The organism is Dellaglioa sp. CoH-57-MRSF-18 (genome assembly GCF_056781995.1).
In genome coordinates, this window is record NZ_JBXAXX010000003.1 from 113,888 (window position 1) to 139,030 (window position 25,143).

The 25,143-nt window shown below is 31.8% G+C and carries 25 protein-coding genes; 22 read left to right on the top strand and 3 right to left on the bottom strand.

Annotated elements, in window-relative coordinates; translation table 11 throughout:
- Positions 1 to 9: 9 nt before the first annotated feature.
- The 3 genes from AC1RPG_RS04295 to AC1RPG_RS04305 are packed head-to-tail and all read right to left on the bottom strand — an operon-like array spanning position 10 to position 1,887.
- On the bottom strand, positions 10 to 972 hold the full coding sequence (locus tag AC1RPG_RS04295; RefSeq protein WP_481761551.1) for a glycosyltransferase family 2 protein: 963 nt from the start codon (positions 970 to 972) through the stop codon (positions 10 to 12).
- A gap of 40 nt (positions 973 to 1,012) precedes the next feature.
- Complete coding sequence (locus AC1RPG_RS04300; protein ID WP_481761550.1) at positions 1,013 to 1,426, bottom strand: GtrA family protein; 414 nt, start codon at positions 1,424 to 1,426, stop codon at positions 1,013 to 1,015.
- A 2-nt stretch (positions 1,427 to 1,428) separates the two neighbouring features.
- On the bottom strand, positions 1,429 to 1,887 hold the full coding sequence (locus tag AC1RPG_RS04305; protein WP_481761549.1) for a flavodoxin: 459 nt from the start codon (positions 1,885 to 1,887) through the stop codon (positions 1,429 to 1,431).
- A gap of 151 nt (positions 1,888 to 2,038) precedes the next feature.
- Here AC1RPG_RS04305 and map point away from each other — a divergent pair, with 151 nt between their 5' ends.
- From map to rfbD, 22 genes are all read left to right on the top strand, one after another.
- Positions 2,039 to 2,821, top strand: coding sequence for a type I methionyl aminopeptidase (gene map / locus AC1RPG_RS04310; protein WP_409022111.1), 783 nt, complete (start codon positions 2,039 to 2,041; stop codon positions 2,819 to 2,821).
- Positions 2,822 to 2,973: 152 nt separating this feature from the next.
- Positions 2,974 to 3,843, top strand: coding sequence for a UTP--glucose-1-phosphate uridylyltransferase GalU (galU, locus tag AC1RPG_RS04315; RefSeq protein WP_481761548.1), 870 nt, complete (start codon positions 2,974 to 2,976; stop codon positions 3,841 to 3,843).
- A gap of 101 nt (positions 3,844 to 3,944) precedes the next feature.
- On the top strand, positions 3,945 to 4,838 hold the full coding sequence (locus AC1RPG_RS04320) for a YihY/virulence factor BrkB family protein (RefSeq protein WP_481761547.1): 894 nt from the start codon (positions 3,945 to 3,947) through the stop codon (positions 4,836 to 4,838).
- Positions 4,839 to 4,870: 32 nt separating this feature from the next.
- Entirely contained in the window at positions 4,871 to 6,616 is a 1,746-nt protein-coding gene (locus AC1RPG_RS04325) for an MFS transporter (protein ID WP_481761546.1), read from the top strand.
- A gap of 286 nt (positions 6,617 to 6,902) precedes the next feature.
- Positions 6,903 to 7,886 (top strand): LCP family glycopolymer transferase, encoded by a 984-nt coding sequence (locus tag AC1RPG_RS04330; protein WP_481761545.1) that lies wholly within the window; start codon positions 6,903 to 6,905, stop codon positions 7,884 to 7,886.
- Between the two features lie 13 nt (positions 7,887 to 7,899).
- On the top strand, positions 7,900 to 8,643 hold the full coding sequence (locus AC1RPG_RS04335) for a YveK family protein (RefSeq protein ID WP_481761544.1): 744 nt from the start codon (positions 7,900 to 7,902) through the stop codon (positions 8,641 to 8,643).
- 23 nt (positions 8,644 to 8,666) lie between these two features.
- Positions 8,667 to 9,392, top strand: coding sequence for a CpsD/CapB family tyrosine-protein kinase (locus AC1RPG_RS04340; protein WP_481761629.1), 726 nt, complete (start codon positions 8,667 to 8,669; stop codon positions 9,390 to 9,392).
- Between the two features lie 44 nt (positions 9,393 to 9,436).
- Positions 9,437 to 11,266 (top strand): polysaccharide biosynthesis protein, encoded by a 1,830-nt coding sequence (locus AC1RPG_RS04345; RefSeq protein WP_481761543.1) that lies wholly within the window; start codon positions 9,437 to 9,439, stop codon positions 11,264 to 11,266.
- Positions 11,266 to 11,856 (top strand): sugar transferase, encoded by a 591-nt coding sequence (locus tag AC1RPG_RS04350; protein WP_481761542.1) that lies wholly within the window; start codon positions 11,266 to 11,268, stop codon positions 11,854 to 11,856. The genes AC1RPG_RS04345 and AC1RPG_RS04350 overlap by 1 nt, the downstream gene beginning before the upstream one ends.
- Positions 11,849 to 12,733 (top strand): NAD-dependent epimerase/dehydratase family protein, encoded by an 885-nt coding sequence (locus AC1RPG_RS04355; RefSeq protein ID WP_481761541.1) that lies wholly within the window; start codon positions 11,849 to 11,851, stop codon positions 12,731 to 12,733. Before AC1RPG_RS04350 ends, AC1RPG_RS04355 begins: the two co-directional genes overlap by 8 nt.
- The gene (locus tag AC1RPG_RS04360) at positions 12,730 to 13,878 is read left to right on the top strand and encodes a glycosyltransferase (protein ID WP_481761540.1); all 1,149 of its coding nucleotides are present in this window, start codon (positions 12,730 to 12,732) and stop codon (positions 13,876 to 13,878) included. The genes AC1RPG_RS04355 and AC1RPG_RS04360 overlap by 4 nt, the downstream gene beginning before the upstream one ends.
- 37 nt (positions 13,879 to 13,915) lie before the next feature.
- Entirely contained in the window at positions 13,916 to 14,887 is a 972-nt protein-coding gene (locus tag AC1RPG_RS04365; protein WP_481761539.1) for a DUF6625 family protein, read from the top strand.
- A gap of 76 nt (positions 14,888 to 14,963) precedes the next feature.
- The gene (locus AC1RPG_RS04370; protein ID WP_481761538.1) at positions 14,964 to 15,938 is read left to right on the top strand and encodes a Stealth CR1 domain-containing protein; all 975 of its coding nucleotides are present in this window, start codon (positions 14,964 to 14,966) and stop codon (positions 15,936 to 15,938) included.
- A gap of 16 nt (positions 15,939 to 15,954) precedes the next feature.
- The gene (locus AC1RPG_RS04375; RefSeq protein WP_481761537.1) at positions 15,955 to 16,902 is read left to right on the top strand and encodes a glycosyltransferase; all 948 of its coding nucleotides are present in this window, start codon (positions 15,955 to 15,957) and stop codon (positions 16,900 to 16,902) included.
- A 91-nt stretch (positions 16,903 to 16,993) separates the two neighbouring features.
- On the top strand, positions 16,994 to 18,109 hold the full coding sequence (locus tag AC1RPG_RS04380) for an EpsG family protein (protein WP_481761536.1): 1,116 nt from the start codon (positions 16,994 to 16,996) through the stop codon (positions 18,107 to 18,109).
- A gap of 38 nt (positions 18,110 to 18,147) precedes the next feature.
- Complete coding sequence (locus AC1RPG_RS04385) at positions 18,148 to 19,077, top strand: glycosyltransferase family 2 protein (protein ID WP_481761535.1); 930 nt, start codon at positions 18,148 to 18,150, stop codon at positions 19,075 to 19,077.
- Positions 19,078 to 19,163: 86 nt separating this feature from the next.
- Positions 19,164 to 20,051, top strand: coding sequence for a glycosyltransferase family 92 protein (locus AC1RPG_RS04390; RefSeq protein WP_481761534.1), 888 nt, complete (start codon positions 19,164 to 19,166; stop codon positions 20,049 to 20,051).
- 15 nt (positions 20,052 to 20,066) lie between these two features.
- Positions 20,067 to 21,599, top strand: a complete 1,533-nt coding sequence (locus tag AC1RPG_RS04395) for a lipopolysaccharide biosynthesis protein (RefSeq protein WP_481761533.1) — start codon at positions 20,067 to 20,069, stop codon at positions 21,597 to 21,599.
- Positions 21,600 to 21,686: 87 nt separating this feature from the next.
- Entirely contained in the window at positions 21,687 to 22,565 is an 879-nt protein-coding gene (gene rfbA, locus AC1RPG_RS04400) for a glucose-1-phosphate thymidylyltransferase RfbA (protein WP_481761532.1), read from the top strand.
- Complete coding sequence (rfbC, locus tag AC1RPG_RS04405; protein ID WP_481761531.1) at positions 22,565 to 23,146, top strand: dTDP-4-dehydrorhamnose 3,5-epimerase; 582 nt, start codon at positions 22,565 to 22,567, stop codon at positions 23,144 to 23,146. The genes rfbA and rfbC overlap by 1 nt, the downstream gene beginning before the upstream one ends.
- 19 nt (positions 23,147 to 23,165) lie before the next feature.
- Positions 23,166 to 24,194, top strand: coding sequence for a dTDP-glucose 4,6-dehydratase (gene rfbB, locus AC1RPG_RS04410; protein WP_481761530.1), 1,029 nt, complete (start codon positions 23,166 to 23,168; stop codon positions 24,192 to 24,194).
- A gap of 47 nt (positions 24,195 to 24,241) precedes the next feature.
- On the top strand, positions 24,242 to 25,087 hold the full coding sequence (rfbD, locus tag AC1RPG_RS04415) for a dTDP-4-dehydrorhamnose reductase (protein ID WP_481761529.1): 846 nt from the start codon (positions 24,242 to 24,244) through the stop codon (positions 25,085 to 25,087).
- The last annotated feature ends 56 nt before the right edge of the window (positions 25,088 to 25,143 follow it).

Sequence of the window (25,143 nt, forward strand, 5' to 3'; positions counted from 1 at the left end):
CCCCTATAATTAATCCTTTTTTGAACTGAAGACGTCTGATTCTTTAATAATATAGACGGGTCTGTTTTTGACTTCTAAGAAAATTTTACCTAAGTATTTACCAAGAATCCCAATACAAAACAATTGAATGCCACCCATCATTAAGATAACTGAAATCGTTGATGGCCAGCCAGCTGTTGGATCACCATAGAGTAACGCTCTAATAATAATAAAGATAATTGCAAAAAGAGAGCCAACAAATGATAGGAAACCAACAAATGTTGCAATTGAAAGAGGTACTTCTGAAAAGGCTATGATACCGTCTAATGAATATTTGAATAAGCCCCAGAAATTCCAACTTGTTTTACCAGCAACACGTTCTTGATTTGTGTATTCTAAGTATTCCGTATTAAAACCAACCCAACTGAAGATACCTTTTGAAAAACGATTGTATTCTGACATTGATAAGACAGCATCAACCATTTGACGGGTCATTAAGCGATAATCGCGGGCACCATTAACAATCTCAGTATCTGAGATGCGATTTATTAATTTGTAGAAAAGAGTAGCGAATGCAGAGCGAATCACAGGTTCACCTTGACGAGTTGTCCGACGTGTCCCCACACAGTCGTAGTCATTTTCTGGATCTTCTAAAATAGCTAACATCTTAGGCAAAAAGCTGGTTGGATCTTGTAAATCAACGTCCATAACAGTTACGTAATCGCCAGTCGCTTTTTGTAAGCCACAATATAAAGCAGCTTCTTTTCCAAAATTTCGTGAAAATGAAGCATAATGGACTGTTGCTGGATGATCTTTTTGTAATTGGCGCATTTCTTTGAGGCTGTTATCAGATGAACCATCATTAATAAACCAATATTCTAATCGGATATCTGGTAAATTGATAGACTCCTTTTCAACCGCATCAAAAAAAAGCGGAATAGATTCTTGTTCGTTGTAACATGGCACAACGATTGAAAGAACTTTGGTTGTCATAAATAAAGTGCCCCCTAGGATGAATTTACTGAATTTTATTTTATGATTTTTTGAAAATAAATAACTTACTAAAAATATAATTAATTAAAACGATGAAAATTTGATCAAATAACTTAACGAGTGATGCATCTAAGTGTAAAACAGAAACACCAATTGTCATAATTAATTGATCAATGACTAATGATAGAAGTCTAAAGCCAAAGAAAGATAAAACTTCACGTATTAAACCTGAAACATGAGTGTTCTTTGAGCCAAATACCCAAAGCTTATTAGTGACGAATGCAAAAACAACCGAAACAAACCATGCAATTACGTTTGCAAATTGATAATTTACACTAAGGTATGATTGGAAAACAACAAAAGTAACGATGTTAATTAGGGTTGTTAGACCACCAAAAATTAAATACGAAATTAGGGCATAATGTTTATGAAATAATTCATTTATTTTATTCATGACTAGTTTTCACTGCTAGTTACTTTATCAAATAGCTCTTTAGCAAAAGCTTCTAATTTAGTGATATCTTCTTCTTCAGGTGCTAAATCGATTTTTAGATTAGCTGAACCCTTTGTTGCGCCTGCTTCTTCGAAAGCTGAACCAAACTTATCAACAGCAGTTCCAAAAAACTCACCATAAAATGTATCGCCAGAACCGGCAACACCGAATAATTTACCGGTTAAATCAAGCTCCTGTAAGTCTTCATAAAAGTCCATGCCTTCATCAGGAAGTGAGCCTTCGTCATAAGTATAAGGAACGACAACGCTGATATCGAAGTTAGTTAAATCAGATGCATCTGATTGTGAGATTTCTTCCATCTCAACTGTTGCACCTAAATTTTCAAATGCTTCGGTAATAATGTCAGCGATGTCTTCATTATTACCTGTAATTGTTGCAAAAATAACTTTAGCTGAAACCAAACTAAATTCCTTCTTCCATATTAAAATAGTAGTTAAAGTATATCAGATAAAAAAACGATTGTGAAAGGAATTGAGTATCTCGTAACAAATTCTATACAATTGCGGTATAATAGTTGAGAAGAATTATTTATTATAGGAGGAAACAAATTAAATGATCACATTAAAATCAGAACGCGAAATTGAAGAAATGCGTGCTTCAGGTGCTATTATTGCAGGGATGCATAAGGGATTACGAGATATTATAAAACCAGGTATTTCTAGTTGGGAAATTGAAACTTTCTCACGTAAGTATATTGAAAGCCATGGTGGTGTTGCTGAACAAATTGGCTTTGAAGGCTATAAATATGCGACTTGTGTCAGCATTAATGATGAAATTTGTCATGCTTTCCCACGTAAAGGGTTAATTTTAAAAGATAATGATTTAGTTAAAGTAGATACAGTTGTTAGTTTACATGGCGCAATGAGCGATTCTTGTTGGAGTTATGTTGTTGGTGAATCTACACCAGAAATTGATAAATTAATGGCAGTAACGCATAAAGCCCTTTACTTAGGAATTGATCAAGCCGTTATTGGTAACCGTATTGGTGATATTGGTCATGCTATCCAAACTTATACTGAAGACCAAATGGGCTATGGTGATGTTCGCGAATACGTTGGACATGGCATTGGACCTACCATGCATGAAAGTCCTTCCGTACCTCATTATGGTCAAGCTGGTAAAGGATTACGTCTTAAAGAAGGGATGACAATTACTATTGAACCCATGATTAATATTGGCGGTTGGGAATCAGAAAGTGATGATCCTAACGGTTGGACAACAAGAACTGCTGACGGTAGTTTGTCGTGTCAATATGAACATGTTATTGTTATCACAAAAGATGGTCCTAAGATTTTAACCTCTCAAGATCCAGAATTTGATGCGAAATATTTATAAAATAGATAGCTACAATGAACTGCTAACTTAATTGTTTAGCAGTTTTTTTGTATAATGTAGCGGATTCATGATAGAATTGTAATATTCGTAGAGTTTGAGATAAATTAATGGGATTTTGTATATCGTATAAAGAAAAAAAGGAGAAGTTAATTATGAAAGTTAGAAAAGCAATTATACCTGCAGCAGGTTTGGGAACTAGATTTTTACCAGCAACAAAAGCAATGGCTAAAGAAATGTTACCTATCGTGGATAAACCAACGATACAGTACATTGTTGAAGAAGCTAAAGCAGCAGGGATTGAAGATATTTTAATTGTTACGGGTAAAGGGAAACGCCCAATTGAAGATCATTTTGATTCAGTACCTGAATTGGAAGCTAATCTTAAAGCTAAAGGTAAATTAGAACAATTAAAAATGGTTGAGCAAACAACTGATATTAATTTGTTCTTTATTCGCCAGTCACATCCTAGAGGTTTAGGGGATGCTGTTTTAATGGCTAAAGACTTTGTTGGTGATGAACCCTTTGTTGTTATGTTGGGTGATGATATCATGCAAGATAAGGTACCATTAACAAAACAATTGATGGATCGCTATGAAGAAACACATGCTTCAACATTGGCTGTAATGGAAGTCCCACATAAAGAAGTATCAAAATATGGGGTTATTGCACCACAAAGTGAAGTGTCAAAAGGGCTATATGATGTTGAAAAATTTGTTGAAAAACCAGCTGTTGATGAAGCACCAAGTGATTTAGCTATTATTGGTCGTTACTTGTTAACACCAGAAATCTTCGGGATGTTAGAAACACAAGAACCTGGTGAAGGTAATGAAGTCCAATTGACTGATGCTATTGATCGTTTAAATAAAGTGCAACGTGTATTCGCGCATGAATTTAAAGGTGATCGTTATGATGTTGGAAATAAATTCGGTTATTTAAAAACAAGTATTGATTTTGGTTTGAAACATCCAGAAGTTAAGGATGAACTTAGAGAATACATTAAAGAGTTATCTAAAAAATTATAATAAAATTAGAAGATTGGGCTGATTTTAAATGCTCAATCTATTTTTTTGTCTAAATGTGATACAATTTATTCTTATATAGATGTATTTCGCGGAGGAATCGTATGAAAAGTAAGTTCGTTCAGTTTATTAAAATATTTAAAACACAATTTATTAATGCCGATGTTAGTAATTCTTCGGTTATTATTGCGTACTATACGTTATTATCGATTTTTCCAGCAATTATTTTTATTGGTAATTTAATACCAATGCTTCATTTAAAGGTGTCCGTTATTTTAGAATATGTAAAAGTTGTGATGCCATCCGCGATATATAGCATTTTAGCACCGTTTATTGAATCGTTTCTGAAAAATGGAAATGGTGGATTATTGTCAATTGGTGCTGTCGTAACGTTATGGACGACAAGTAAGGGGATTAATGCATTGAAGAAAAGTTTCAACCATGCCTATAGTGTTGAAACGAAGCAAAATCCAATTGTTGGGCGAATTGTATCGTTTGTGTTAACGATTGGGTTAGTTATCTCCTTAGGTGCTATTATTTTGTTCTTTGGGTTCAGTCAAATAGTAGTTGAGGTGTTGACACCCATTTTACATTTGCCGGGAGAATTTTTAACTGTGATTACCACGGTTAAATGGCCTGTCGCCTTAATCGGTATTTTTATTATTATTTTATTACTTTATCGGATATTACCTAGTGCAAGACTTAGGTTCAGGGCAGTTTTACCAGGGGCAATTTTGACAACCATTGGGTGGATTTTATTGACCCAAGTATTTTCGATATACGTGCAGTATTTCGGTGGCGCTTTTAGTAGTTATGGTGCAATCGGAACAGTAATGATTATGTTATTCTGGCTGGATTTTGGGGCATGGATAATCATGCTAGGTGCTGTTCTTAATGCATCGATTGCTATTGTTCGACATGGTGAAGTTGAAGCACAATCTATTCAGCTAAATAGCTTATTTAAGCAATATAAAAGTCGATTTAGTAAGAAAAAATAAAATATTATAAATCGTTAGGGGAGGTAAGTTAATTGAAAAATAAGTCGATTAATTTAAAAAATCATGTCGGTGTATTTATTGTTATGTTTAGTGTGAGCTTGTTTTTAGTCTTACCTCAGATACTCGCACATAGTTTAGTTTTAGGTTCTGATTCTTTATTTCATTTTAATCGTATTTACGATATCTATATGCAATTTAAAACAGGCAATTTTAACTATTTCCAAACAAATTACGGGTTTCAACAAAGTGGTCGGATTATCAATGCTGTGTATGGGCCTGGATTTGCTTATCTGCTAGGTGGGTTGCTACTACTCGTACATAGTTGGTTTAATTTTCAGGTTATTTCTTCTTTTTTAATTTTCTTTATTAGTGGTTACTCAATGTATTTACTAGCTAAAGAAATAACTTCGACCAAAGATATCTCACTATTAATGGCTGTTCTTTTTATGGGTAGCTTGTGGATTGCGCGATGGTCAACTGAGCAAAATTTTATGGCTTGGGGTATCATGCTAGTGCCACTAGTTGTTTTAATGGGTGTTAAAATGATCAAAAATAACGCAGAAGGATTGCGAATTCTACCCTTAGCGTTAACCATGTCGGTAATGATACAGGTACATGTTTTAAGTGCCTTGATGTCGATTGGTGTCCTATTCGTTTTTTTTATAGTTGGTTTTATTCAAACGAATCAAAAATCGAAACTATTATTAACCTGTTTTTGGGCGGGGTTATTATCGTTAGTTCTGACATTTAATGTTTGGGGTGCCATGTTAGATGTTTTCGCAAACAATAAATTATACGCACCGCACGTTAATGTGATGATGTCCAATTCAACTATGAATTTATCGATGGGGGGGCCAACGCTTACTAAAATTGGTTTGGTTATGAGCTTCATATTTGTAGTACAAATTAGTTTATTGTTTATAAAACAAGCAAAATTTACGGTTACTAATAAAGTAGTAACTAGTTTAGGTTTAGTTTTCTTAGTCTTAACGTCAAAATTAGTTCCTTGGACGGATTTAGCCCAGGTTATCCCATCAATACAAAGTTTCTTGCAATACCCACGTCGCTTTGAAGGGTTCGCTGTAGTTTTATTATTAGCGGGTTTTAGTGCAACACTATCAAGTAGTTCATTTAAAAATTATCGGAAGTATATTGATCTATTCTTAATTGTTGGAGGTCTTGTTGTCGGAGTACAATCGTATTTAGAAATTCAAAAAAGTAATGAAGCATGGCATACTAATCAGTCGATAGTTTCTCCCAATAATGTTGATATCGCAGATAATACGAGTAACGAACAGATTACCAAAGCATTTATGAGTTCAAATCTAGATGATGGTTTAAAGTTGATTACCAAGGCATCGCCAGACTATTTACCTAATAATCGAGTATTAAGTGAACGTCCTTATCATGATTATCGATTAGACATGAAAAAAAATAAAGATGAAGTAAGTAAAACGATTAATAGTGAAGGAAAGTTAAGTCTGAGTTGGAACGCAACAAAAAAAGGAAATGAGATTTCTTTACCCGCGATAGTCTATAATAATTCAACTGTTCAATTAAATGGTAATAGCCTTGATCCTAAAAAAATGACCTTGTCAACTATGGGTAGTCCAACCGTTAAAGCAACTAAAATAGGTACAAATAGGTTAGTCATTGGTTATCATACGAAAATAATAACAAGAATTAGTTTAATCATCGTTCTAGCCACTTGGATAATTAGTTGCGTTAGTGCTGTTTTTATAAAAATCACTGATTATAAAAAAGAAATTAAGTTATGATATAGTTTTAACAAGTAATAGGGACTTCAAAAAGAGAACATAATTAATGATGTTCTTTTTCTGTATTAAAAATGAAATATAATACTTTTAAATATAACGTATAATTAAAAGTGTAGAGCACTACAACTTTGAAAGCGTGGTCAAAATGTTTAGAATATCATATCAGTTGACAATAAGATTAAACAATGATTAGACAAACGATTTTAAGTTTCATTTAAGTCTGGTAACATGTATAATAAATTATTGTGTCATTGTATACATCTAAAAAATTTAGGGGTAATTAATTATGAGTGAAGATAATATTAAACACCAAGGTAGCCACAAGAAGCATCATCATAAAAAGAAAAAAATGAGTACACTGAAAAAATGGGGGATTGGTGTCGGAATCGTCGTTGCCGCACTATTGGTTATTGGTGGTGTGTTGATGGCGAAGGTTTATCTAGATGCAAAAGACGTTGTAGATAATACATATCAAAAAGTAAATGTTAAAAGTAAACGAACAACCGGGAGTGTCTCTCTTGATAAAGAGGCGCCTTTCTCAGTTTTAATTTTGGGTGTTGATACGGGCGAAGATGGGAGAACAGATCAAGGTCGATCGGATACAATGATGGTTGCGACAATTAATCCTAAAACAAACTTGACGACATTAACGAGTTTACCTCGTGATACGAAGATTCCGATTACAGGTCACGGGACAGATAATAAATTAAATGCTGCATATGCTTATGGGGATGTTTCCTTAGCGATGGATACTATTCAAAACTATTTAAATATTCCAATTGATTACTATGTTCAGATGAATATGAAGGGCCTGGAAGAATTAACGGGTGCCGTTGGTCCAATTACGGTCAATAATCCATTTGCTTTTTCAGCGGGAAGGCATCAATACGTAAAAGGTGATATTGAGTTAACTGAAAGTAATGTTTTAGACTTTTCTAGAATGAGACATTCTGATCCTAATGGTGATTACGGGCGTCAAAAAAGACAACGCTCGGTTGTGACTGAATTAGGTAAAAAAATAGCTTCTATTGATGGTGTCACAAATTATCAAGCAATTTTGAGTGTACTTGAGAGCAATATGAAAACAAATTTGAAATTTTCTGATATGAAAAAAATAGTGACTCAGTATCGTAGTGCTATAGGCACAATTAAAGATGTTCAACTTCAAGGACAATCACAAATGATAAATGGTGTGTCGTATGAAGTTGTTCCATCAGCACAAGTAACGAAAGTATCCAACATGATCAGAAAACAATTAGACTTAGACTAGGAGAATTATATCAATGGAAGAGACAATCAATCTTGAACAAGTTTTTAGCATTTTAAAGAAACATCTTAAATTAATTATTGGGTTAATAATTGCGGGGGCACTATTAGCATTTTTTGTAACCATGTTCTTTATGACGCCAAAATATAACTCGACTGTTCAAATATTAGTTAATAGAACAGAAACTGCCAATAATGTAGGGGCTGCTTACAATACACAGCAAGCAGATGTCCAAATGATTAATACGTATAAAGACATTATTCAAAATAAAATTGTACTAGATCCTGTGAGAAAAGAAATTGCTAAAAAAGATAATTTCGTTGGTACGAGTGATGATTTAAAAAATCAGATAAGTATATCAAATCAAGAAAATTCACAGGTTTTTAGTGTAACTGTTAAAGATACTAATGCATATCGCGCGGCTGATATTGCAAACTCTGTTGCTGATACGTTTAAAAATAAAATAAAAAAAGTGATGAAAGTTAATAATGTAACAATTGTTGCTGATGCAGTTGCAAAACCTAATGCAGTATCACCTAATAAAAAGATGAATGTATTAATAGGTCTGTTACTAGGGGGGCTTATCGGAATTGGGATTGCATTCGCAATAGAACTTTTTGATAAAACAGTTAAAAACGCTGATTTTTTGACAGATCTTGGTCTTTCAAACTTAGGTATGATTAACCATATTGACGAAACTAATAAGAGTCAAGGACTTTTTGGACAATCAACACCAAGAAAAAGAAAGCATACTAATTAAAATAGATAAGGGGTTATTGAATGATGAGTTTATTAAAAAAAGATAAAAAGTTATCAACTGATAGTATTGATAACGGTGTTGGATTAATTACTGTTACTCAACCAACATCAACGATTGCAGAACAATTTAGGACTGTACGTACGAATATCCAATTTTCAAGTGTTGATAAAGAAATGAAAGTTATTATGGCGACATCATCAGGTCCATCAGAAGGCAAGTCAACAGTTATAACTAATCTTGCTGTAACATATGCTAATCAAGGACTGAAAGTATTGTTAATTGATGCCGATATGCGTAGACCAACTGCGCATCAAACTTTTGGTTTGAGTAATGAAACCGGGCTTACAAATTGTTTGACTGAAAAAAGTATTGATGTTGCAAAAGCAGTTGAAGAAACACCAATTGAAAATTTATATGTTATGCCTGCAGGTCCTACTCCACCGAACCCTTCAGAATTATTGAATACAAAACGGATGGATTCTTTAATTACAGCTGTCGCTGAACAAATGGATATGGTTATCATCGATACACCACCATTAATTTCTGTAACAGATGCACAAATTGTTGCAACAAAAGTTGATGGTACAATTTTAGTTGTGAGACAAGGTGTGGCAAATAAAGGTGCCGTTTTGAAAGCAAAAGAATTATTAGATACCGTTCATGCAAGAATCATTGGGACGATTTTGAATGATGTTTCAGGTAGTGATGAGTCAGGTTATTATGGTGGGTATTATGGCTATTATAAATAATAATTAAGTAGACGTAGGATAATTTAAGGAAGCAGGGATTATAGGTGACTAGGAAAAGTAAACAGGTTGTTTTAACTGGATTGGATAGTTTGATTTGGGTAGTTTCAATTTCATTATCGAGGTTATTTTTAGGGCCGTATATTAGTTTTAGTAACTCTGATTTATTGGAATTTGGGTGTATATGTTTGATTTTATACCTAATAATTGGATACTCATTAAACCTCTTTTCTAAAATTAATAGGTATGCTAGCTTTAAAGAAATAATTGCAATTTTTATTGCAATAACAATTACAGCAGTTATTAGTAATATTAGTTATTTTTTCATAAGTTCAAATTATAGTATTCGTTTTGGAATATTAACTTATTTACTGGCCCTCCTTTTTATTGGTGGCAGCCGATTTGCATGGCGCTATCTTGTTGAAAATATCTTTAATAATGAAGAATCAGAAACATTAATTACAACATTAATAGTCGGTGCAGGGGATGGCGCAGAAGCTTTAATGGAAAGAATACAAAGAGATAATGCCGACTTGAATGTTATTGGATACGTCGATAATGATATTCAAAAACAAAAAATGTGGATGATGGGTAAGAAAGTTTTGGGAACTTTCCAAGAAATTCCAATGATTGTCGAAGAATACGATGTTGAACAGGTCTCAATTGCTATTCCTTCATTAAGTCCCCATAATTACGAGGACTTGTTAGATATTTTAAATCCTCTAAAAGTTAAAATTAATCGCATGTCAAGTTTTGAAGATATGTTAGAAGACAATAGTGATTCTAGAAAAATGCATGAGATTGACGTTGTTGATTTACTGGGTCGACAAGAGATTAAACTTGATATGGCTAAGATTGAAAGCAAAATATATGGTAAAACAATTTTAGTTACAGGAGCGGGTGGCTCTATTGGTTCAGAAATTTGTCGACAGGTTAGCAAATTTGGTCCTAAACGACTAATTTTACTAGGACATGGAGAAAATTCAATTTATTTGATTCATCAAGAATTAAAAAATCTTTATGCTGGGAAAATTGAAATTGTGCCGATTATTGCGGATGTTCAAGACCGGGCACATATTTTTGACTTAATGGCACAATATAAACCAGAAATAGTCTATCATGCTGCAGCACACAAACATGTACCATTAATGGAAGCTAACCCAACTGAAGCCATTAAAAATAATGTTTATGGTACGAAAAATGTTGCTGAAGCTGCTAAGTCTGCAAATGTGAAATCATTTGTAATGATTTCAACTGATAAAGCAGTAAATCCGCCTAATATTATGGGGGCAACGAAACGTCTCGCTGAAATGATTGTAACTAGTTTGAATGAACCAGGTCATACAAAATTCGCCGTTGTTCGTTTTGGTAATGTTCTTGGTAGCCGTGGTAGTGTTGTACCACTGTTTAAGAAACAGATAGCTAAAGGTGGACCAGTTACTGTTACTGATCTTAGAATGACAAGATTCTTTATGACAATTCCTGAAGCTAGCCGTTTAGTGATTCAAGCGGGGACGCTATCTAAAGGTGGAGAACTATTTATCTTAGATATGGGTAAACCGGTTAAAATTGTTGATTTAGCACGAAAAATGATTAAATTAAGTGGATATACTGAAAACGATATTGATATTGTTGAGTCAGGTATGAGACCTGGAGAGAAACTGTATGAAGAATTATTAGTAAGTAGTGAAAAACAGCAAGAGCAAGTATTTGAAAAAATTTTCTTGGGTAAAGTAACACCATACAAGATTGATGAAATTATGAGTTTTGTTAAGAGTGTAGAGCCGTTAACTGGTACTGCTTTGAAAAAAGAAGTTATTAGATATGCACATACTCATAATGGTGAACCCTCAATTGATTCGGAAGGTATGCGTTAATGTATAAAAAATATTTTAAAAGAACAATTGATTTTGTTATTTCTTTAGTAGGCCTTGTACTTTTATCGCCTATTTTTTTAATTATCGCAATTATTGTTAAAGTCGATTCGAAAGGCCCTATTTTCTTTGTACAAAAGCGGGTAAGTATTAATAAAACCTACTTTGGTATTTTAAAATTTAGGACGATGAGAACTGATACACCTGATGTACCTACTCACTTATTGAAAGATCCGGATGCTTTCATTACTCGCTCGGGTAAAATTTTACGAAAAACGAGTCTTGACGAATTACCACAAATTATTAATATTTTAACAGGTAAGATGAGTATCGTTGGTCCTCGACCAGCACTTTGGAGTCAAGAAGATTTAATTAACGAACGTGAAAAGTACGGCGCTAATAACGTTTACCCAGGGTTAACTGGATTAGCACAAATTAGTGGGAGAGATGAATTATCTATTGCTGAGAAATCAAAAATTGATGGTGATTACGTGCAACTTTTATCTTTTTCAGAAGATTTAAAAATTTTTTTTGGAACAATTACATCAGTTTTAAAGAGTGATGGTGTAAAGGAAGGTAAGAGTGATGACTAAACGAGTTTTGATAACCGGTGCACATAGTTATATTGGAGGGGCATTTAAAAGCTGGATTAATAAATCAGAATCGGAAGATATATCAGTTGATATGATGAGCGTTCGAGATGATAAATGGAGAGGAAAAAATTTTGGTCTATATGATGTAGTACTTAATGTTGCGGGTATTGCACATGTATCTTCGGATCCGAGTATGGAGGATCAATATTATAAAGTAAATAGAGATCTCGCAATTAATTTGGCTAAAAAAGCTAAATCTGAGGGAGTGAAACAATTTATTTTTTTATCAAGTATGATAGTATATGGTGAAAAAAATGGACTACAAAATACTAATATAATTACTCGAGAGACAATAATGAACCCAATTGATTTTTATGGTGATAGTAAGCTACAGGCAGATGTAGAAATTCAAAAATTAGCAGACGATAACTTTAAAACGGTTGTTATCAGAACTCCGATGGTTTACGGACCGAATAGTAAGGGTAATTTTCCAAGGCTACTGAAGTTAGCTGAGAAATCCCTGATTTTCCCAAGTATTAACAATGAACGAAGTATGATTTATGTAGATGTATTAACAGAATTTATCAAACAGATAATTATTAATGATGCATCAGGCCTTTATTTCCCTCAAAATAAAGAATATGTTTCTACAAGCGATGTAATCAAAGTAACAAGGAAATTATTAAGAAAGAAAGTATACTTTATCTCTATTTTTAATCCGCTTATTTCTCTATTATCAAGGAAGTTTCGTGTTTTTAATAAAATATATGGTAGTAAAGTTTATGATAAAAAAATTAGCGAGTGCTCTTTCGAATATACATTAGGACTTACATTAGAAAATACGATAACGAAAATTTTAATGGAGGATAAGAAATGAAAAAAGTTTTAATCGTTGCGTCGGTTGCTTCAATGATTGAACAATTTAATATGGATAATATCAGAATATTACAAGAATTAGGATATAATGTGGAAGTTGCAACTAACTTTTATTCCGCTGGAACTATACCAGATGATATGGCTAATTCCTTAAAAAAGAAGCTTGAAGGAAAAAATATAATTTGTCATCAAATTGACTTTTTAAGAGGAATTGGTTCAATAAAAGCAAATAAAAAAGCATATAATCAGCTTGAAAAATTAGCAAGTACAACTACCTATAATTTTGTGCATTGCCATTCACCGATGGGAAGTGTATTAACTAGATTAGTTTTTAAAAATAATAAAGAAACTAAAATTGTTTATACGGCACATGGCTTTCAGTTCTTTAAGGGCGGGCCGAAAAAAGATTGGATATTATTTTATCCTATAGAACGTTACTTATCTAAATATACGGATATTTTAATAACAATCAACAATGAAGATTACTCAATTGGAAAATCTTTTGGTATAAAAGAAGTTTTACATGTGCCTGGCGTTGGAATAAAATGGGAACAATTACGAGAACAATCAACTAATATCGATGAATTGAAAACTGATTTAAAGATAAGTAAGAATAGTAAAGTGATGATTTCTGTAGGTGAATTATCTAAGCGGAAAAATCATATTGTGGGAATAGAAGCAGTAAATAAATTGAAAGATAAAATTGATATTACATATATTATATGCGGTGTTGGAGATCAAAGAGATTTATTAGAAAAAAAAGTGAAAGAGTATGGATTAGAAGAAAAGATTATTTTTACAGGTTATTCTGAAAATATTAAACAATATTTAGATATAGCAGATTTTTCTCTTTTTCCATCTAAACGAGAAGGATTAGGACTAGCGGGATTAGAAGCTATGGCTACTGGTCTTCCATTAGTAAGTACTTACTTAGGGGGGATCAAAGATTACACAGAAAATGGTATCAGCGGGTGTGTAGTGGATGATCCTACTGATATTTCCCAGTTTGTGAAAGCTATAGAAAATTTACTAGGCATCAATGATAAAGAATACGAAAAAATTGTTAAAAACAATATTGAAGTATCAAAAAAATATAGTATTAAGAATGTAAATGAAATTATGTATAGTTTATATTCTAAAATTTAAATTATGCGATGTTGTCTATAAATTGAAAGGATTCGCAATGATTAAAAACACAAAAATAGTATTGATAGCTATATATTTTGGAGAATTACCAAATTATTTTGATTTATGGTTAAAATCAGCGGAATATAATAATGAGATAGATTTTCTAATATATACTGATCAAAATATATCTACAACCATACCGAATGTTAAAATAAAAATAGTCAACTTTAAAGATATTCAAGCGAAAATAAGATCACATTATACATTTCCTATAAAAATTAATAATCCGTATAAGTTGAATGACTACAAACCGGCTTACGGTGAAATATTTGAGGAAGACATCTCGGGATATGATTGGTGGGGATTTGTGGATATTGATACTATATTTGGAGATTTAAAAAAATTTTTATCTGAGGATATACTAAAAAAATATGACAAAATAAATACTCGTGGACATTTTCAAATGTATAGAAATAATAATCAAATTAATAATGCATATAAAATTGATCATCATAAAAAAGGGACGTACAATTATAAGCAGGCATTTACAACTGATGACGCAACTCACTTTGATGAAATTTGGGGAACTGCAAAATTTATGCCCGACACAGATATGAGAATATATGATCCATATAAAGAAAAGGTCTATTATGCTGATATTTGGGTAAAAGCATTTCGATTTATAACACTTGATATTTCTGAGGGAAAACAATATCAAGTGTTTAGATGGCATGATGGGGAACTAGTAATGAATTATATTGATAACGGAAAAATTAAAACTAAAAAGATAGAATATATTCATTTACAAAAAAGAAAAATGCAAGTTGATGTTGAAATATCAAATGATGACCATAGCTTTTTAATTGTACCTAATAAGTTTATAACAGATGAAAAGTTGTCTATTGAAAATATAAAGAAATATAATGAAGGAAAATGGCCTAATGGTATCCGCAGATATTTCCAATATTATATTAAGCAATTATTTAATGGGGAGCTTAAGGCTAGAATACGAAGAATTTGGCTCTAAATATAAGATTGAAAATAGATTAACACTTTTTATCTGAATATTAAAATCACTAATAAATATTAAGGAGAACTTAGTCATGAGTGATAATTTTAAAATTGATTTTGTAGTGACATGGGTTGATGGAAATGATGATATCTGGCGGAATAAAAAAAATAAGTACGCGGGAAACAAAAATTTAAATGCGGATGAACGTTTCAGAGATTATGATATTTTTAAATGGTGGTTTGAAGGTGTAAAAAAATTTGCACCATGGGTAAACCATATTTTTTTAATTACCGACAAACAAGTTCCGAAGTTTCCATTGGACATGAAAAATCTAACAATTGTTGATCATTCTGATTTTATTCCTGAAGAATATTTACCTACTTTTAATTCGAATGTCATTGAAATGAATATTCCAAGAATTAAAAATTTATCGGAACATTTTATCGTATTTAATGACGATACGTTTATAACTAACAAGGTAGATCCAACAGATTTCTTTTCTCAAGATGGGACTCCTAAGGATGTAGGATTAATGGGACTTATTCAACCGTCGGAAGAATTTTCGTTAATACCTTTTAATAATATACTTATTATTAATAAGTGGTTCTCAAAAAATAATATTTTGAAGAAGAATTTCTTTAAAATATTTAATTGGCAATACGGGTTTCAAAATGTAAGAAATTTCTTAGTTTTACCATATAGGTCTGTTCTGGGATGGTATGAACCGCATTTGCCTAGTAGTTTATTGAAAAGTACATTTAAAGAAATATATCAAAAAGAACCAGCTTTGTTAGCCGAACTTAGTAAAAATCGTTTTCGTACTAGAAATGATGTAAATATTTGGTTGGCACGCGATTGGCAACTTTCAAAAGGGAATTTTGAACCACGTAGATTTTCGTTTGGAAAGTTTGAGAAGTTGCCAGAAGATGGAGATTTTTCAAAAATAAAGCGCGCCTTAAAATCCAAGGCAAAAATAGTTGTTATAAACGACATATCGTTACCATTGGAGAGCCTTTCAGAAACGAAAGAACAATTAAGAAAAATATTCGCTGAACACTTTAGCTAATTAGGAGGATCTAATTATGAGTGACGTTGCAATTTTAATGGCTACCTACAATGGTGAAAAATTTTTAATGGAGCAAATTGAAAGTATTAAGAATCAATCATATGGGAATTGGCACCTATTTATTAGAGATGATTTTTCGAAAGATAATACCAGTAAAATTTTAGATAATTTTAAAAGAGATCCTAAAATAACGATACTAGATAGCTCGCTAAATATTAATGAAAAGGGCCAATTAGGAAATTTTGAAATTTTAATGAATAACGTTCCAGACCAGTATGAATATGTTATGTTCTCAGATCAGGATGATGTATGGTATACAAATAAAATTGAGATATCATTAAATGAAATTAGACACCTGCCTAACGAAAAAGTACTGCCTAAGCTTGTATATACGAATTATGACGAGTTTTTTGAAGTAGTGGGGGACGGAAGTGTGAACTACAGTGGTGTAGAAAAGAAAAATAAACCAACATATCAACGTATTTTTCTACATAACTGGTTAATGGGTAATACGATGATTATTAATCGTAACTTATTAGAAATTTCAAAAAACATCCCGATAGAAGCAGTTAATCATGATGCATGGCTTGCATTAGTTGCTGGATTATATGATGGGATTGGATATATAGATAGTGCGACTGATGGTCATAGAATGCATTCATTTAATATTACAAGAGGTGCCGATGCACATAAAAAAAGTACAATTATAAAAAGTAAGTTAATTGATTTAAAAAAATATAAAGTTAAATTTGATCGATTTTCCAAATTGGTTAATGAATTAGAACTACAATTTTCAAATTCGCCTATTAAAATAAAAAAAAGAATTACTATGTTGAAATATTTTGTAGAAAAGAAGGGTATCGAAGCCATAATATTTGGCAAAAAGAATGGTTTTTTTACCAATATTCACGGTCACAATACCTTACTCTATTTGGAGGAAATATTAAGGTTATTCAAAAAATAATGTTAGTATTTACATAAAATTTAATTAAAAATGGAATACAGCATAAGCAAATTTCATTAATTGTTTAAGAAATGACTATCTAGGAGTTTATATGACATATTTATTTGCAATAGTAACCAATTTCTTTTTGGATCATGTTCATGGTAAAAAAAATAATATCATTCCGTTCATTGGAATCGGAATATTAGCATGGCTAGCGGGTGCTGCTAGTAAGATGACGACGACCGATTATCCTAGTTATCTTATTAATTATGATAATAGTTCTTTAGCACCATATAATCACCAATTTGAGTGGGGCTATATGTGGCTTTCTCGAATTTTTGCGGCAAACGGAGTGACATATGCTGATTTTAGATTAATATTATTTATTGTTAGTTTTATTATTTTGACAGTTGCAATATTAAGATTTACAAAGAATTTAGGATCTTTTGTTTGGGTTTTTGCAATTTTTCCTTTTTTTAATGAGGCAACACAGGCACGTAATTTTTTTATGATTTCTATTGCTCTATTAGGGCTAAGTTTTTTACAGAAAAAAAATGTAAAAAATATTATTATTGCCATCGGATTAATCTTATTGAGCGCATCAATGCATTCATCTGGATATATATTTTTAATAATAATTCCCTTAAGCTTTTTGAGCGAAAAATATGTGAAAATTTTTGTACAATTAATTATTGGTTTTTTTGTAATTTTAACAATTGTACAATTTATTCCAGGTTTAAGTGGTTTATTGAAAAATATAATAACGAAAGTTTCATTGCATTCATCTAGGACACAATTGTTTGATAAACTGAACACAAGTTATGCTGCTGGTTCATCAAAAATAATGCTTATAGAAATAGCTTTATCATATTTTTCAATGTTAGGACTTGGATATTATTTTTTGAAAATTAATAGCCTATCAACTGAGATTAAAAATAAATTGAAATTGTTATTCTTAATTTCGTTAACTGGTCTTGTAGCACTCCCATTTTTAGTTATGTCGATACAATATCAACGGTTCCAACGTAACTCTTTCGCACCAATTATAATTGCATACGCGCTAATTAGGGAGCATAAAGATGAGATTGATAGTAGAATATTATTAAAGATTGATTTAATGATGGTGGGGATACTCTTATTAGCTGTTATAGCGTTTTATGGAGTGTTAGTACCACAAGAATTTGTTGACAGTATTCCATATTTAGTACATTGGAAATCGCTTTAGCATTGTCGTTTAAAGAAAAGTAATTAAGGAGTAAATTTTTGAAAAATATAGCTGTGATTATGTCAACGTATAATGGCGAAAAGTACGTCGAGGAACAATTAAATAGTATTATTGAGCAAAAATATAAAAATGAAGATAACATACAGATTTATGTTAGAGATGATGGTTCAACAGATAATACAATAGATATTTTAAAAAGATACGAAAATAAAAATTTGTTAAAAATAATTTATTCAAGCGGAAATATGGGTGTTAAACGTTCCTTTTTTGAATTACTTAGGGTTGTCGATGCTGATTACTATTTTTTTTCTGATCAAGATGATGTTTGGGTTTCAGATAAAATAATGCAATTTATGGATAAATTTGATTTGTTAGACAATAAAATAACACAAGCTATATTTTCAGATCTTATGATTGCTGATAAAAAGGCTGTTTCAACAAATATTAAAATGTCTAAAATGTTAGTAGGCGAAAATTATAATCATTCATTGAATGATTTATTATTCAATTTTAAAGTAACCGGAGCGGCATTAGCAATTAATAAGAAACTAAGAGATGAAGTACTTATGTTAACAGATGAAGATATTGAAAATGTAACAATGCATGATTCAATTATTGCTAAAATCAGCTCAGCAAGTGGGAATTTAACGTACATTGATAAAGTAACGGTTTACTATAGACAACATGAAAATAACGTCATCGGAATTGGTAAGAGTAATGTACACTTGTATGAAGTTTTTCGTAGATTAAAAATAAGATATAAACAATTAGGTCGGATTAAAAAGGAAAATATTGTTCTGTATGAAAGATTTTCTAATATCATTAAAAATGATACTGAAAAAAAAATGCTAGAAGATACATATAAGTTTTATGATACAAAGAATATCTTTAAAAGATATTCTTTGTATCATAAATTTCATAGTTTAATTAATACAACAGCACAAAGAATAATTATATGGTTTGTTTAATAGAGAGTGATTAGGTGGTTACTATCAATTTAATAAAAAAAAGTTTTAGGCGTAATTTTATTACGGCATATAATATGATAAAGTATATGAAAAATAAGATGAACTACGGAAATAAAAGGTATAAACAAGTAAAAATAATTGAAGAAAAAACTGATTTTATTAATAGCGTGTCATTAGTGGCAATTATTAAAAATGAAGCACTATACGTTCAAGAATGGATTGAATATCATAAAATTATTGGTATATCAAAATTTTATATTTATGATAACGAATCTACTGATAATTTAAAAGAAATTTTAGAACCGTATATTAAAAGTAAAGTGGTTGAATATATCTATTTTCCGGGTGATAAGCAACAAATACCAGCATATCTGGATGCTGTCGAGCGCTGTAAGACAGAAACAAAATGGCTATTAACACTAGATTTAGATGAATATTTAGTATTAATTGATGAAAAAAATATTGATTCTTTTTTAAATGAATTTAGTGAAAACGTTGCTCAAATTGAAATTGGTTGGGTGATGTTCGGCTCATCTAATTTGATTAAAAAATCAAATGGATTAGTTACTGAGACATTTTTAAATAGATCAAAAAATGATATTATTTTAGATTCAAAACCTATCGTAAATCCTAGATTAGTAATTGATATGAGAATACCACATTGGTATGATGTGGCCGGTAAAACGACTGATGAAAACGGAAATAGGTTATGGGGATATCCATGGACAAATGAAAAAAGACCTAAAATTGTATCAAGGGAACACGTGAGGGTTAATCATTACTATGCAAAATCACTTGAAGAATTCGAGAATAAAGTAAAAAGAGGATATGCTGATCAAAGTAATGATATAAAAGAACGTAGTTATCTTGATTTTAAGAAGCACGATATTAATGATGTCTATGATAACGGCATGTTAAAGTACACGGATAAAATTAAAACAGAAATTAAACGTGTACAAGAACTTAACAGATGAGGGTAAGTGTGATGTATGAATAATAATTCTCGAACTGGTATAGCAGCTAAAAATACATCAATCGCTGCACTATCGCAAGTAATAATGTTAGTTTTGAAGTTTGCATTGCAGACAGTATTTATTAAAACTCTTGGTGCCGATTACATGGGAATCAATGGGCTATATGCTAATGTGTTGAGTTTTCTATCCTTTGCTGAATTAGGGATTGGTGGGGCGATAACGTACTCACTGTACGATCCTCTTGCTACTAGTAATCATGGTGAAATTGCTGGTGTCATGAATTTATTTAGAAAAGTGTATAATGTGATTGGTATCGTAATTTTGATTATGGGTTTAGCATTTACTCCATTTATAACTATTTTAATGAAGGGCGGTAGTCCTGTACCATTTCCGCGAGTTATGTTTGTACTATTTTTATTAAATACGGTTGTTAGTTACTTTTTTACGTATAAACGTTCCTTATTAATTGCAAATCAAGAAGGATATAAGGATAGTTTAAATAGATTAATTTTTACGATAATGCAGACAGTATTACAAATTATCTTTTTACTTTTATTTAGACAATATGTTTGGTACTTAGTAATCCAAATAATTATAACATTGTTATCTAACTTGAGAATTTCAAAACTTGTTGATAGGGAATTTGAATTTCTTTCCGAAATGAAAACTGTTAAAGTAAATCCTAAAGTCATCAACTATATGAAGAAAAATATATTTGGGACTGTTTCTTCAAAAATTGGTACTATATTAGTTTTTGGAACGGATAATATATTAATATCGGCATTTTTAGGCGTTAGATTAGTAGGAATATATTCTAATTATATGCTGATTGTAAATAGTATTTCCAGTGTGTTGACACAAAGTATCTCTGCTGTCACAGCTGGATTAGGTAATCTAGGAGTAACGGAGGATGAAGATTATCAAGAAGTTGTGTTTTATCGTTATATGTATATAAATGCCGGTATTACATCAGTTATTGCTATAACGTTATACGCAGTTATTGAATCTTTTATTAAATTTTGGATAGGATCAAATTACGTCTTATCGAACTTTACCGTGTTACTTATTGTTATAAATTTTGTACTTGTTCAATTTAGACAGACTGTATTAAATTTTATTGGTGCACGTGGATTATTTTGGCCAATGAGATATAAATCACTACTTGAAGCTGTAGTTAATATGATAGTTTCAATTCTTTTGTTAATGACAACAAATCTCGGCATTAATGGTATATTAATTGGTACAATAGTAAGTAATATTGGAATTAATTTATGGTGGGAACCACTTATCTTATTCAAATATGGATTCAAACGTAGTATGAAAAAATATTATCTTAAATATTTTGGTTATATGGGAATAATTGGAATAGAATTAGGAATAATTTCGTATTTACTAAAAATTATTGTAATTCAAGGGATTTTCAGTATTTTGATAGCATCTGCTGTTGTATTTATTCTAGCAAGTACATTATTCTATTTCTTATTTATTAGATATGACGAAACAAATTATGTTAAAAAATTGGTTTTAAGAAGGATATTAAATAAATAATGATTTTTATTTTTAAAAGCTGTGTTAAGTAGTTATTGTAGCTACCATTTACAAAAATTAATTAGAATATTTTAGGAGGAAAAGTGTATGAAGGGAATAGTTTTAGCCGGAGGTAGTGGGACTCGTTTATATCCATTGACACGTGCATCAAGTAAACAGCTGATGCCGATTTATGATAAACCAATGATCTATTATCCAATATCAACATTAATGTTGGCAGGTATCAAGGATATTCTAATTATTTCTACTCCTGAAGATACGCCACGTTTTCAAGAATTATTGGGCAACGGTTCTGAATTAGGCATTAATTTAGAGTATGCCGTTCAACCTACACCAGATGGATTAGCAGAAGCATTCATTATTGGTGCTGATTTCATTGGTAATGATAGCGTTGCGCTCATCTTAGGTGATAATATTTATTATGGTCCAGGTATGACTAAGATGCTTGAACGGGCTGCAAATCAAACTGAGGGGGCTACCGTATTTGGTTATCAAGTGCGTGATCCCGAGCGTTTTGGTGTTGTTGAATTTGATGAGAGCCATAAAGCAATTTCGATTGTTGAAAAACCGGATCACCCTAAAAGTAATTTTGCAGTAACAGGCTTATACTTTTATGATAATTCAGTTGTTGATATAGCAAAAAATATTAAGCCGTCACCACGTGGCGAACTTGAAATTACGGATGTTAACAAGGTCTATCTTGAAAAAGGAAGACTACATGTTGAAATTATGGGACGTGGATTTGCTTGGCTTGATACAGGGACACATGCAAGTTTACTTGAAGCAGGGCAGTTTATTGAAACTGTTCAAAGAATGCAAAATATGCAAGTAGCTAATTTAGAGGAAATCGCCTATCGAATGGGTTATATTTCACGCGAACAATTAATTGATCTAGCACAACCACTCAAAAAAAATGATTATGGACAGTACATGTTACGTATCGCAGAAGAAGAGGATAAAAAGTAATGGGTAAATTAAAAGTATCAACAACAAAGTTACAAGATGTTAAGATTATTGAACCAGCAGTATTTGGTGATAATCGCGGCTTTTTTACGGAGTCATATTCAGACAAAGATTTCAAAGAAGCTGGAATAGATATTGATTTTATCCAAGATAATCATTCATTATCAACACAAGCTGGCGTTTTAAGAGGACTTCATTTTCAACGTGGAGAAGCTGCACAAACTAAATTAATTCGGGTCGTGACAGGGGCAGTACTAGATGTTATTGTCGATGTTCGAAAAGGTTCACCTACTTATAAACAGTGGGAAGGATATATTCTTTCTGCAAGTAACCATCGCCAATTATTAGTTCCTAAAGGGTATGCCCATGGATTTGTAACATTAACAGATGATGTTAATTTCCTTTATAAATGTGATGGTTACTACAATGCAGCAGCAGATGGTGGGATTTCATTTAAAACTCCTGAACTAAATATTGATTGGCCTATTGATTTTGACCAAGCAATTACATCTGAAAAAGATGCTGCACAACCAACGTTTACAGAGTTTGAAAAAGACAATCCGTTTGTGTATGGAGAAATCTAAATAGGAGAGGTGTTTTTAAATGAAAAATATTATTGTAACAGGTGGGGCCGGATTTATTGGTTCTAATTTTGTCCATTATGTGGTTAATAACCACCCAGATGTTCACATTACCGTGTTAGATAAATTAACTTATGCAGGAAATAAAGAAAATTTAGCTGGACTACCTGCTGATCGTGTTGAGCTAGTAGTGGGAGATATTACTGACGCTAAACTAGTTGATGAACTTGTTAGCAAAACAGATGCGGTAGTACATTACGCTGCAGAAAGTCACAATGATAATTCTTTAAAAGATCCATCACCTTTTATTCAAACTAATATTATCGGAACATATACATTGCTAGAAGCTTGTCGTAAATACAATGTCCGCTACCATCATGTTTCAACTGATGAAGTGTATGGAGACTTACCATTACGCGAAGATTTACCCGGTCATGGGGAAGGTGAAGGTGAAAAATTCACACCTGAAACACGTTATAATCCAAGCAGTCCATATTCATCAACAAAGGCTGGATCAGATTTATTAGTTCGTGCATGGGTGCGTTCATTCAATTTACAGGCAACAATTTCAAATTGTTCCAATAATTATGGACCATACCAACATATTGAGAAGTTTATTCCAAGACAGATTACTAATGTTTTGAGTGGAATCCGGCCTAAGTTATATGGTTCTGGTAAAAATGTTCGCGATTGGATTCATACTAATGATCATTCAAGTGCTGTCTGGGCTATTTTAAATAAGGGTCGTATTGGTGAAACTTATTTGATTGGTGCGGATGGTGAACAAGATAATAAGGCTGTTTTGGAGTTGATTTTAGAATTAATGGGTCAACCTAAAGATGCTTATGATGTCGTTAAAGATCGCCCAGGACACGATTTACGATATGCTATTGATTCATCAAAATTACGTGAAGAGCTTGGTTGGAATCCTGAATTTACTGATTTTAAATCAGGATTACAAGATACGATTGATTGGTACCGAAATAATGAAAATTGGTGGAAAGCTGAGAAAGATGCAGTTGAAGCAAATTATGCAAAAAATGGACAATAATAACTAAGAATGGACTTAAGTCCATTCTTTTTTTGAAGGAGCTAATTATGAAAATATTAATTACGGGTGTAAATGGTCAATTAGGAACAGAATTAAGTCATTTATTAGATGAAAAAAAGATTGTATATACAGGAACTGGTTCTAAAGATTTAGATATTACTGACTCAAAAGCAGTTAATAATTATTTTTTAGATAATCGCCCAGAAATTGTCTACCACTGTGCAGCTTATACAGCTGTTGATAATGCTGAAGAAGAACCTGGTAAAGCTATTAATGAACAAGTTAATGTTATAGGTACTCAGAATATTGCCACAGCAGCAGAATCTGTGGGTGCTACGTTAGTTTACATTAGTACTGATTATGTATTTGATGGGACTAATGATCAAATGTATACAGAAAAAACACCCACTGCGCCTAAAAATGAATATGGTCGGACGAAGTTAGCTGGAGAAGAAGCCGTTGCTAAAATAATGAGTAAGTATTATATTATCCGTACATCATGGGTTTTTGGCGAATATGGAAAGAACTTCGTCTATACGATGCTAAACTTAGCTAAAACTCATGATCATCTGACTGTTGTTAGTGATCAGGTTGGACGGCCAACTTGGACTAGAACGCTGGCTGATTTTATGTTATATGCAGTTCAAAAAAATATTCCTTATGGGTTATATCAGCTTTCTAATGATAATTCATGTACTTGGTATGAATTTGCTAGTGAGATTTTAAAGGATGAAGTAGTTGAAATAAGTCCAGTAACGTCTGAAGAATATCCACAAAAGGCATACCGACCTAGACATTCAGTTATGGATTTGAGTAAAGTTAAAGCAACGGGATTTGAAGTACCAAGTTGGCAAGATGCTTTACATGAATTTATGGCTAAAATTGAAGTATAGAAAAGGGGAGTTTTCTAGTGATTTGAGAAATTGAATCATTAGAAGTCACTCCTTTT

Excerpts from the sequence above, each read along its gene's own strand:
- AC1RPG_RS04295 (WP_481761551.1), bottom strand. The coding sequence starts at position 972 with ATGACAACCAAAGTTCTTTCAATCGTTGTGCCATGTTACAACGAACAA.
- AC1RPG_RS04300 (WP_481761550.1), bottom strand. The coding sequence starts at position 1,426 with ATGAATAAAATAAATGAATTATTTCATAAACATTATGCCCTAATTTCG.
- map (WP_409022111.1), top strand. The coding sequence starts at position 2,039 with ATGATCACATTAAAATCAGAACGCGAAATTGAAGAAATGCGTGCTTCA.
- galU (WP_481761548.1), top strand. The coding sequence starts at position 2,974 with ATGAAAGTTAGAAAAGCAATTATACCTGCAGCAGGTTTGGGAACTAGA.
- AC1RPG_RS04320 (WP_481761547.1), top strand. The coding sequence starts at position 3,945 with ATGAAAAGTAAGTTCGTTCAGTTTATTAAAATATTTAAAACACAATTT.
- AC1RPG_RS04330 (WP_481761545.1), top strand. The coding sequence starts at position 6,903 with ATGAGTGAAGATAATATTAAACACCAAGGTAGCCACAAGAAGCATCAT.
- AC1RPG_RS04335 (WP_481761544.1), top strand. The coding sequence starts at position 7,900 with ATGGAAGAGACAATCAATCTTGAACAAGTTTTTAGCATTTTAAAGAAA.
- AC1RPG_RS04340 (WP_481761629.1), top strand. The coding sequence starts at position 8,667 with ATGAGTTTATTAAAAAAAGATAAAAAGTTATCAACTGATAGTATTGAT.
- AC1RPG_RS04350 (WP_481761542.1), top strand. The coding sequence starts at position 11,266 with ATGTATAAAAAATATTTTAAAAGAACAATTGATTTTGTTATTTCTTTA.
- AC1RPG_RS04355 (WP_481761541.1), top strand. The coding sequence starts at position 11,849 with ATGACTAAACGAGTTTTGATAACCGGTGCACATAGTTATATTGGAGGG.
- AC1RPG_RS04360 (WP_481761540.1), top strand. The coding sequence starts at position 12,730 with ATGAAAAAAGTTTTAATCGTTGCGTCGGTTGCTTCAATGATTGAACAA.
- AC1RPG_RS04365 (WP_481761539.1), top strand. The coding sequence starts at position 13,916 with ATGATTAAAAACACAAAAATAGTATTGATAGCTATATATTTTGGAGAA.
- AC1RPG_RS04370 (WP_481761538.1), top strand. The coding sequence starts at position 14,964 with ATGAGTGATAATTTTAAAATTGATTTTGTAGTGACATGGGTTGATGGA.
- AC1RPG_RS04375 (WP_481761537.1), top strand. The coding sequence starts at position 15,955 with ATGAGTGACGTTGCAATTTTAATGGCTACCTACAATGGTGAAAAATTT.
- AC1RPG_RS04380 (WP_481761536.1), top strand. The coding sequence starts at position 16,994 with ATGACATATTTATTTGCAATAGTAACCAATTTCTTTTTGGATCATGTT.
- AC1RPG_RS04390 (WP_481761534.1), top strand. The coding sequence starts at position 19,164 with ATGAAAAATAAGATGAACTACGGAAATAAAAGGTATAAACAAGTAAAA.
- AC1RPG_RS04395 (WP_481761533.1), top strand. The coding sequence starts at position 20,067 with ATGAATAATAATTCTCGAACTGGTATAGCAGCTAAAAATACATCAATC.
- rfbA (WP_481761532.1), top strand. The coding sequence starts at position 21,687 with ATGAAGGGAATAGTTTTAGCCGGAGGTAGTGGGACTCGTTTATATCCA.
- rfbC (WP_481761531.1), top strand. The coding sequence starts at position 22,565 with ATGGGTAAATTAAAAGTATCAACAACAAAGTTACAAGATGTTAAGATT.
- rfbB (WP_481761530.1), top strand. The coding sequence starts at position 23,166 with ATGAAAAATATTATTGTAACAGGTGGGGCCGGATTTATTGGTTCTAAT.
- rfbD (WP_481761529.1), top strand. The coding sequence starts at position 24,242 with ATGAAAATATTAATTACGGGTGTAAATGGTCAATTAGGAACAGAATTA.